Genomic DNA, 9021 nt, shown 5'->3' on the forward strand with positions numbered 1-9021 from the left:
CCCGTGCGGTAGAGCCGTCCGCCGTTCGCATCGAACGGGTCCGGCACGAAACGCTCTGCGCTCAATGCGGCACGGTTCAGATAACCGCGCGCCAGGCCCGCTCCGCCCAGGTACAGTTCGCCTGCTACGCCCTGCGGCACAAGGTTCATCTGTGCGTCCAGCACGTGCGTACTTACGTTGCCGATTGGACGGCCAATCGGCACCACCTCATCGCCCGTGCGGCACGTCCAGTGCGTTACGTCGATTGCGGCTTCCGTTGGGCCGTACAGGTTGTACAGGCCCACGTTCGGTAGCTGCTCCAGCGTGCGGTTCGCCAGATCCGCGGGCAGCGCTTCTCCGCTGCATACGATCCGCTTCAGCGTTGTGCAGTTTTTTGTTTCCTTGTGGGCAACGAACGCCTGAAGCATCGACGGCACGAAGTGCAGTGTCGTTACGCGCTGTTCGCGGATCAGTTCCACCAGGCGCTGCGGGTCGCGATGCGCACCCGGTTCGGCTACTGCCAGTCGTGCGCCCGTCATGAGCGGCCAGAAGAACTCCCACACTGACACATCGAAGCTGAATGGCGTCTTCTGCAGGACCCCATCCGTTTCGTCCAGCGCGTAGGCCGACTGCATCCAGGCCAGGCGATTCGACAGGGCGCTGTGGCGGTTCGCGGCCCCCTTCGGGCGGCCCGTTGAGCCTGACGTGTAGATCACGTACGCCAGGTTCCCGCCCTGCACACGCACCTGCGGTGCTGCGGCGGGCTCAGTTGAAACGTCCAGCGTGTCCAGTTCCAGCACCGTCACGCCTTCGGCCACCGGCAGACGCTCACGCACCCACGACTGCGTCAGCAGCAACGCCACGCCGCTGTCTTCCAGCATGTACGCCAGCCGCTCGCGCGGATACTCCGGGTCCAGCGGCACATAGGCGCCGCCCGCCTTCAGGATCGCCAGCAGCCCCACCACCATCTCAACCGATCGCTCGACGGCAATCCCTACCCGCATTTCCGGTCCCACGCCCAGCTTCACGAGACGTTGCGCAAGTCGGTTCGCCTGCGCATCCAGTTCGCCATAGCGCAGCTGTGTCTCGCCGTACACCACAGCCACGCGTTCGGGATGCGCCTGCGCCTCGCGTGCGATCCGCTCATGCACCGGCATCACGTCTTCATACGCTTCGCTGCACGTGCCCTTCGCCAGAAGTGCAGCCGTCTCATCCGGCAACTCGATAACCAACGAACCCACCGCGCAACCGCAATCGGCGCAGATCTGCCTCAGCACACGCTCGAAGCGCTCGATCAACGCCGCAACGTGCTTGTCGTCGAAGTGTTCATGCGCAAACGTCCAGTCGATCCGCAGCTTGTCCGCCGGCATGATCGTGATGGTCAACGGATAGTTCGTTTCCTCGCGGCTCGCGACCTCACCGAACTTCAACCCGCCAGGCGCCACTTCCTTCAGTGCTGCATCGACCGGATAGTTCTCGTACACCACCAGCGTGTCGAACAGGCCACGCCCACCCGCACCCGCCCAGCGCTGGATCTCGTTCAGCGGCGTGTGCTCGTGTTCGCGCATCGACAGACCCTGCGCCTGCACCTCGCGCAGCCAGTCTCCGACCGGCTGCGCCGCGTGCGGCACGAGCACGACGGGCAGCGTGTTGATGAAGAGCCCCAGCAGTTGCTGCGAACCCGCGAGATCGGCCGGGCGGCCCGACACCGTCGCGCCGAACACCACTGCGCGTTGCCCCGTATACCGTTGCAGCATCAGCGCCCACGCGGCCTGGATCACCGTGTTCACCGTCACGCGTTCTTCGCGTGCGAGGTGTTCGAGCCGCTGCGTCAGCGCGGCGTCGAGTGTCACACGATGCTCGCCGTAGCCCGTCTCCTTCGGTTGACGTCCGTCTCGTGGCAGCGCATTCGCAAGCCACGTCGATCCGTCGAGCTTCGCAAGCTGTTCGCGCCAGTACGCCTCGTCGGCTTTCGTATCGCGCTGCTGAAGCCATTCAATGTAATCGCGGTAACGACCGCCCTGCGCCGGCAGGCTCTCGCCAGCGTAATGCCGCAGCACCTCGCCGAGCAGTTGCGACACGCTCCACCCATCGAGCAGCACATGATGGTGGGTCCACACGAGGTGATGCCGGCGCTCGCCGGTACGCACCACGGTCAGGCGCATCAGCGGCGCACGTGTCACGTCGATGCCGGCTGCACGATCGTCGTCCGCCAACGCGTCGAGCTTCGCTTCGCTCTGCGATTCGCTGCGCCAGTCGAACTCGCGCAGCGCCAGTTCCGCCTTCGACGCGACCCATTGCAGCCACGCGCCATCGATCTGGCAAAAACCCGTGCGCAAGATATCCTCGGCCGCGCTTAATGCTCGCCAAGCCTGCGCGAATCGGGCAACGTCGAGATCATCGACATCGACGCGCACCTGGTTCACATACGCCCCCGGTGTATGCAACGAATGAAACAGCATGCCGTTTTGCGTTGCGGACGCTGGGTAGATGTCGCGAATATCGGCAAGCGGTGCGGGCCACGCGTCGAGTTGAGCCAGGGTCAGTCGCGCGAGGGGAAAGTCGGATGGCGTGGCGCGCGGTGCAGCCTGCGCACAGTGTGCGACGATCTGTTCGAGTTCGCGATGGAAAGCCGCGGCAAGCCGCTCGATCACGTCCGCCGGATATCGGGCGGCTGCGTCGGTGATCGTCAGCTTCAGACGATCGGCGTAGACACCACCGTCGATACTCAGTGCATGCGCAGGCGTTGCCGCCGGGTCCTGCATCTCGCCGACGCCCGCTTCGGCGAGCCGCCAACCTGTGCCGGTCCGCGGTGACAATACCTCATCGAATTGACCGAGATAGTTGAACACCACTTGAGACGGCTGTTGCGATGCAAATGCCTGCCGTGTCTGCGCGTCGCCGAGATAGCGCAGCAACCCGTAGCCCAGCCCCCGCCCCGGCACCGCGCGCAGGGACTCCTTCACGCGGCAGATCGCATCGCGCAACTCCCCGACCGGTTCAAGCTTCACCGGGTACATGCTCGTGAACCAGCCCACCGTGCGGCTTATGTCCAGACCGTCCTCAATGTCCTCGCGACCGTGACCCTCCACGTCGATACGGATACTCTCTCGCCCGCTCCACGCGCACAGCGCACGGCCGAGTGCCGTCAACAGCAGGTCGTTGATCTGCGTGCGATAGGCCGACGGCGCGTCGTGCAGCAGCGCGTGCGTCTGTTCGCGTGTCAAACTGATCGAGACACCGGTCGATGCCTCGACCGTCTGGGCCCCGTCCGCGTGATCCAGCGGAATGTCGGCCGGTGTGCCGGCTACGTCGCGCCAGTAGTCCAGTTCGCCGCCCAGCGTCCGCGCGTGCGCGGCAACCGCCTGCGACCAGCGCCGGTACGATGCGCTGCGGGCCGGCAGCGCCGGCTTTTCTCCCGAACGGACCTGTGCATACGCGGCCTGCAAGTCTTCAAGCAGCACGCGCCACGACACGCCATCCATCACCAGGTGATGAATTACGAGCAGCAGCCGCGACGTGCCGTCCGCCAGGCGCATCGACACGGCACGGAGCACCGCTCCCGTTTCGATATTCAGGCTGCGGTGTGCGTTGTTGCAGTGCGCTTCGATGTCATCGTCGCCCGTAACGTCGTAGGTCCAGAGCACATCAGTCGGTTGTGTATCGGTATACGCCTGTCGCCAATTCCCTTCGCTATCCTGATTGAATCGAATCCGCAGCGCACCATGATGCGAGATCACCGCGCTCAATGCAATTTCGAGCGCCGCCGCATCCAGCGGCTCGGGACTTTCCAGCAGCACCGCCTGATTCCAGTGATGACGATTCGGAATCGTCTGCTCGAAAAATATCTTCTGGATCGGCAGCAGCGAAACTTCGCCGCTTTCGTCATCGACTGTTTCCAGCACTTTCGCCCGCTGGGCCACGCCCGCGAGCAACGCCACCGTCTGACGCTCGAATAGTTGCCGCGCGCTCACCTGCCAGCCTGCCTGCCGCGCACGCGCGACGATCTGCAGGCTCAGGATCGAATCGCCGCCGAGTTCGAAGAAGTTGTCGGTGCGGCTCACTTGCTCGATGCCTAGTACTTCGGACCAGATCTGCGCGAGCGCTACTTCTGCTTCGCCCTGCGGTGCTTCGTAGCCACGTGCCCCATACTCCGGCGCGGGCAGCGCGTTGCGGTCCACCTTGCCGTTCGACGTCAACGGCAGCGTATCGAGCACCATCACGACCGAGGGCACCATGTAGTCCGGCAGCACATCGCCCAACGACGCGCGCAATGCCTGTGGCTCGATCGCATGATCCGCGTGCGCGGTCACATAGGCGACGAGCCGCGCGCCGCCCGGCCTTTCCTGCGCCAGCACGATGGCCTCGCGTACGCCATGCAGCGCGAGCAGTTGTGCCTCGATCTCGCCGAGCTCGATCCGGAAGCCGCGCACCTTCACCTGATGGTCGATCCGCCCGAGGTATTCGAGTTCACCGTCCTGCGTCCAGCGTGCGAGATCGCCCGTGCGGTACAACCGGCCCCCGTTCGCATCGAATGGATCGGGCACGAAACGCCCGGCACTCAGCGCCGGCCGGTTCAGATAGCCGCGTGCGAGACCCGCGCCCGACACATGCAGCTCGCCCGCAACGCCAACCGGAGCCAGGTTGCCATTGAGGTCGAGCACGTATAGCCCGAGATCGGGAATGGCGCGGCCCAGCGGGCTGCGCTGCGCACACGTGTCGGCCTCGACCACCGGCCGGTACGTCACGTGCACGGTCGTCTCGGTGATGCCATACATGTTCACGAGCCGCGGCTTCGCATCGCCGAAGCGCTGCACCCAGGAGGCGAGCGTCTGCGGATCGAGCGCCTCGCCGCCGAAGATCACCGTGCGCAGTGCGAGGTCCGGATCGGCCATCTGCGGGACCTGCATGAGCTGCCGGAACGCGGACGGTGTCTGGTTCAGCACCGTCACCCGCTCGCGGCGTAGCAGTTGCGCGAACTCTTCCGGCGAGCGGCTCACGAGATACGGCACGACCACGAGTTTTCCGCCGTGGCACAGCGCGCCGAAGATTTCCCATACCGAGAAGTCGAACGCGTACGAGTGGAACATCGTCCACACGTCCGATGCGTCGAAGTCGAACCAGGGATGAGTAGCAGCAAGCAGGCGCGCAACGTTGCGATGGGTGAGCTGCGCACCCTTGGGACGGCCCGTGGAACCCGACGTGTAGATCACGTACGCCAGGTTCTCGCCCTGCACACGCACCTGCGGTGCAACAGCGGGCTCAGTTGAAACATCCACCGTGTCCAGTTCCAGCACCGTCACGCCTTCAGCCACCGGCAGACGCTCGCGCACCCACGACTGCGTCAGCAGCAGTGCCACACGGCTGTCTTCCAGCATGTACGCCAGCCGCTCGCGCGGATACTCCGGGTCCAGCGGCACATAGGCGCCCCCCGCCTTCAGGATCGCCAGCAGGCCCACCACCATCTCCACCGATCGCTCGACGGCAATCCCCACCCGCACTTCCGGTCCCACGCCCAGCTTCACAAGACGTTGCGCAAGGCGGTTCGCCTGTGCATCGAGTTCGCCATAGCGCAACTGCGTCTCGCCGTACACCACGGCCACGCGTTCGGGATGCGCCTGCGCCTCGCGTGCGATCTGTTCGTGCACTGGCATCACGTCCGCATAAGACTCAATGCACGAACCCAGCGCCACCAACCCCGCATGCTCTGCACTCGCGAGCACAGACATCTCGCCAATCGCCCGACGACTGTCGTCACAGAACGCATCTAGCAACGCAGTCACGCGCGCGGCAATTTCCTGTATCGAACGATCCGCGAACGTCCCCCGTTCGTAACGGTACTCGAGGCACATCCGCCCCGACTGGGTCGCGATGATGCTCAGGGGATAGTTGGTCTGCTCGCGCGCCGAGCGCATTTCGAATTCAAGCCCGCCCGGTGCCGCCTCCTTCAACGCCGCATCGACCGGATAGTTCTCGTACACCACCAGCGTATCGAACAGGACACGCCCACCCGCACCCGCCCAGCGCTGGATCTCGTTCAGCGGCGTATGCTCGTGTTCGCGCATCGACAGACCCTGCGCCTGCACCTCGCGCAGCCAGTCGCCGACCGGCTGCGCCGCGTGCGGCACGAGCACGACGGGCAGCGTGTTGATGAAGAGCCCCAGCAGTTGCTGCGAACCCACGAGATCGGCCGGACGGCCCGACACCGTCGCACCGAACACCACTGCGCGTTGCCCCGTATAGCGTTGCAGCATCAGCGCCCACGCGGCCTGGATCACCGTGTTCACCGTCACGCGTTCTTCGCGAGCGAGGTGTTCGAGCCGCTGCGTCAGCGCGGCATCGAGTGTCACACGATGCTCGCCGTAGCCCGTCTCCTTCGGTTGACGTCCGTCTCGTGGCAACGCACTCGCAAGCCGCGTCGATCCGTCGAGCTTCGCAAGCTGTTCGCGCCAGTACGCCTCATCGGCTTTCGTATCGCGCTGCTGAAGCCATTCAATGTAATCGCGGTAACGGCCACCCTGCGCCGGCAGGCTCTCTCCTGCGTAATGCCGCAACACCTCGCCGAGCAGCTGCGACACGCTCCACCCATCGAGCAGCACATGATGATCGGTCCACACCAGATCGTATGCACCGAAAGGATTACGAAATACATTGACCCGCATGAGCGGAGGACACGCAAGGTCGAACCCGTCCCCGATGTCCTCCCGCATCCACCGCGCGAGTTCCTCCTCGTACCGCTCGCCCAACTGCGACCAATCGCGAACCTCATACGGCACCGTAGCATCGCGGTGCACGAGTTGTACCACCCGGCTCCCATGCTGCCACTCGAACCCCGTGCGAAGCGTGTCATGGTGCGCGATCACGGCATTCCATGCCGCTTTCATGCGCCGATGATCGAGGTCGCCGCGTATCGTCCAGCGCTTCTGGTTCACATAGACGCCCAGTCCGTCCGCGTCCTCAAGCGTATGGAAGACCACGCCCTGTTGCACCGGCGACGCCGCATAGATATCGATCACTTTGGAAAGATCGGGATCGAGCCGCTCGTACTCATCCTGCCGCAGTTGCGCAAGCGGAAAGTCCGACGCGGTCGCGCCCGGCTGCGCCGCGACACAATGCTGGATCAACGCCTGAAGCTTCGCCTCGAATTCGACCGCGAGCTGAGCGACGATGTCGTGCCTCAGTTCGCCGTCGCGATATCGCCAGTTCAGACAGAGGCAGCCCTCGACGACAATGCCGTTCAGATCGAGCGTCATGTCGGCCGGCTCTGCAGCGGAAACCGGCGAACCCGCCGATTCGGCCGCAAACGAAAATCGGCCGCCTGTTTTCAGGCTCTGATCGAACTGGCCGAGATAGTTGAAGCCGATCCGCGGCGCCGGCAAATCGCGCAATTCGTTGCGCAACCAGCCATAGCCGATGCCGCGCGGACGCACGCGCCGCAACTGCTCCTTCACATCGCGGATTGCGCGCCCGCAGTCCTGCCGCGCAGGAAGCCACACCGGGAACTGGGTGGTGAACCAGCCGACGGTCTGGCTAACATCGGCATCGAGATCCGGCAACTCGCGGCCATGCGCTTCGAGGCTCACGAGGATGCCTGCTCCGCCGCTCCATGCTGAAAGCGTCTGCGTCAGCGCGGCCAGCAGCACGTCTTCCACGCCCGCACGCCAGGCGCGGGGGGCGTGGCGCAACAAGCTGTCGGTCGTGTCGCGACTCAGCTCCGTGCGCACGATCTGCGGCGCCCACGTTGCGGGCGTTGCAATATCGTCGTGCACGGGCAGATCCGCCCGCGCGTCTTTCAGTTGCTCGCGCCACCAGGCAACGCCGGATTGAAACGTGTCCGTTGCGGCCCACGCCTGTTGCTGCGCAACCCACGCGCTCCACGGAGTTGACGGCGCACGGCTGTGCGCCTTGCCGGCGGCGAGTGCTTCATAGAGCGTTTGCAGATCGTCGAGCAGGATGCGCCACGACACGCCGTCTACGGCCAGATGATGAATCACCAGCAGCAGCCGCGACTCGCGCTCCAACTCGAAATAGCCGACGCGGAAAATCGGCCCTTGTTCAAGATGCAGACTCGTCTGCAGCCGGGTTCCATGTTCTTCAAGTGCGCGGGTCCATTGCGGCGAGTCGCGCAGATCCACACGTTCTACGATCGCGTTGTCTTCGCGGGTCGCGACACGCTGTTGCCAGCGCCCACTGTCGTCGCGCGAGAAACGCAGCCGCAGCGCGTCGTGCATGTCGGAAAGCGCCAGCACCGCACGCTCGAGCAGCGACGCGTCGAGATTCCCATTAACCTTTAGAAGCACTGATTGATTCCAGTGAGACTCACCGAGCGGGAAGCGCTCGAAGAACGTCTGCTGGATCGGCGTGAGCGGCAGTGCTTCATGAATCTCGGGAACCGGCGCCGATTGATCGTGCTGCACCTCGGCGACCAGGGCCAGCGTGGCAACGGTGGGATGCTCGAATACCTGCCTCGGCGTCAGCTTCAGGCCGGCGTCCTTCGCCCGCGCGATGATTTGCAGGCTCAGGATCGAATCTCCGCCCACCTCAAAGAAGTTATCGGTCACGCCCACCTCCTCGCGCCCGAGCACCGACCGCCACACTGCCAGCAACCGCGCCTCGCGCTCCGTACGCGCCTCCACCCGTTCCCGTTCCTCCCCCGCCTCCGGCTCCGGCAGCGCACGACGGTCCACCTTTCCGTTCTGCATCACCGGCAGCCGCTCCAGCACCACCAGCGCCCCCGGCACCATGTACCCCGGCAGCCTCCCCTCCAGCCCCGCGCGCAGCGCCTCCACCTCCACCGCCCCCGACACATACCCCACCAGCCGCCGCGCCTCGCCCTCCCCGCGCAGCTCCACCGCCGCCTGCTCCACCCCCGCCACCTGCCGCAGCACCGCCTCGATCTCCCCCAACTCGATGCGCATGCCCCGCAGCTTCACCTGCTGGTCCATCCGCCCCAGGAAGTCGATCGTCCCGTCCTCCCGGCGCCGGCACAGGTCCCCCGTGCGGTACAGCCGCGCGCCCTCATCACCGAACGGGTCCGCCACG

At 65.1% G+C, this 9021-nt stretch carries 1 protein-coding gene; it reads right to left on the reverse strand.

Going from position 1 to position 9021, the window contains the following annotated elements; translation table 11 throughout:
- Positions 1 to 9021, reverse strand: a 9021-nt coding sequence (locus BFE01S_RS36440; RefSeq protein WP_028229688.1) for a non-ribosomal peptide synthetase, incomplete at both ends; no start/stop codon positions are given.

It is taken from the genome of Paraburkholderia ferrariae NBRC 106233 (assembly GCF_000685035.1).
Taxonomy (GTDB): domain Bacteria; phylum Pseudomonadota; class Gammaproteobacteria; order Burkholderiales; family Burkholderiaceae; genus Paraburkholderia; species Paraburkholderia ferrariae.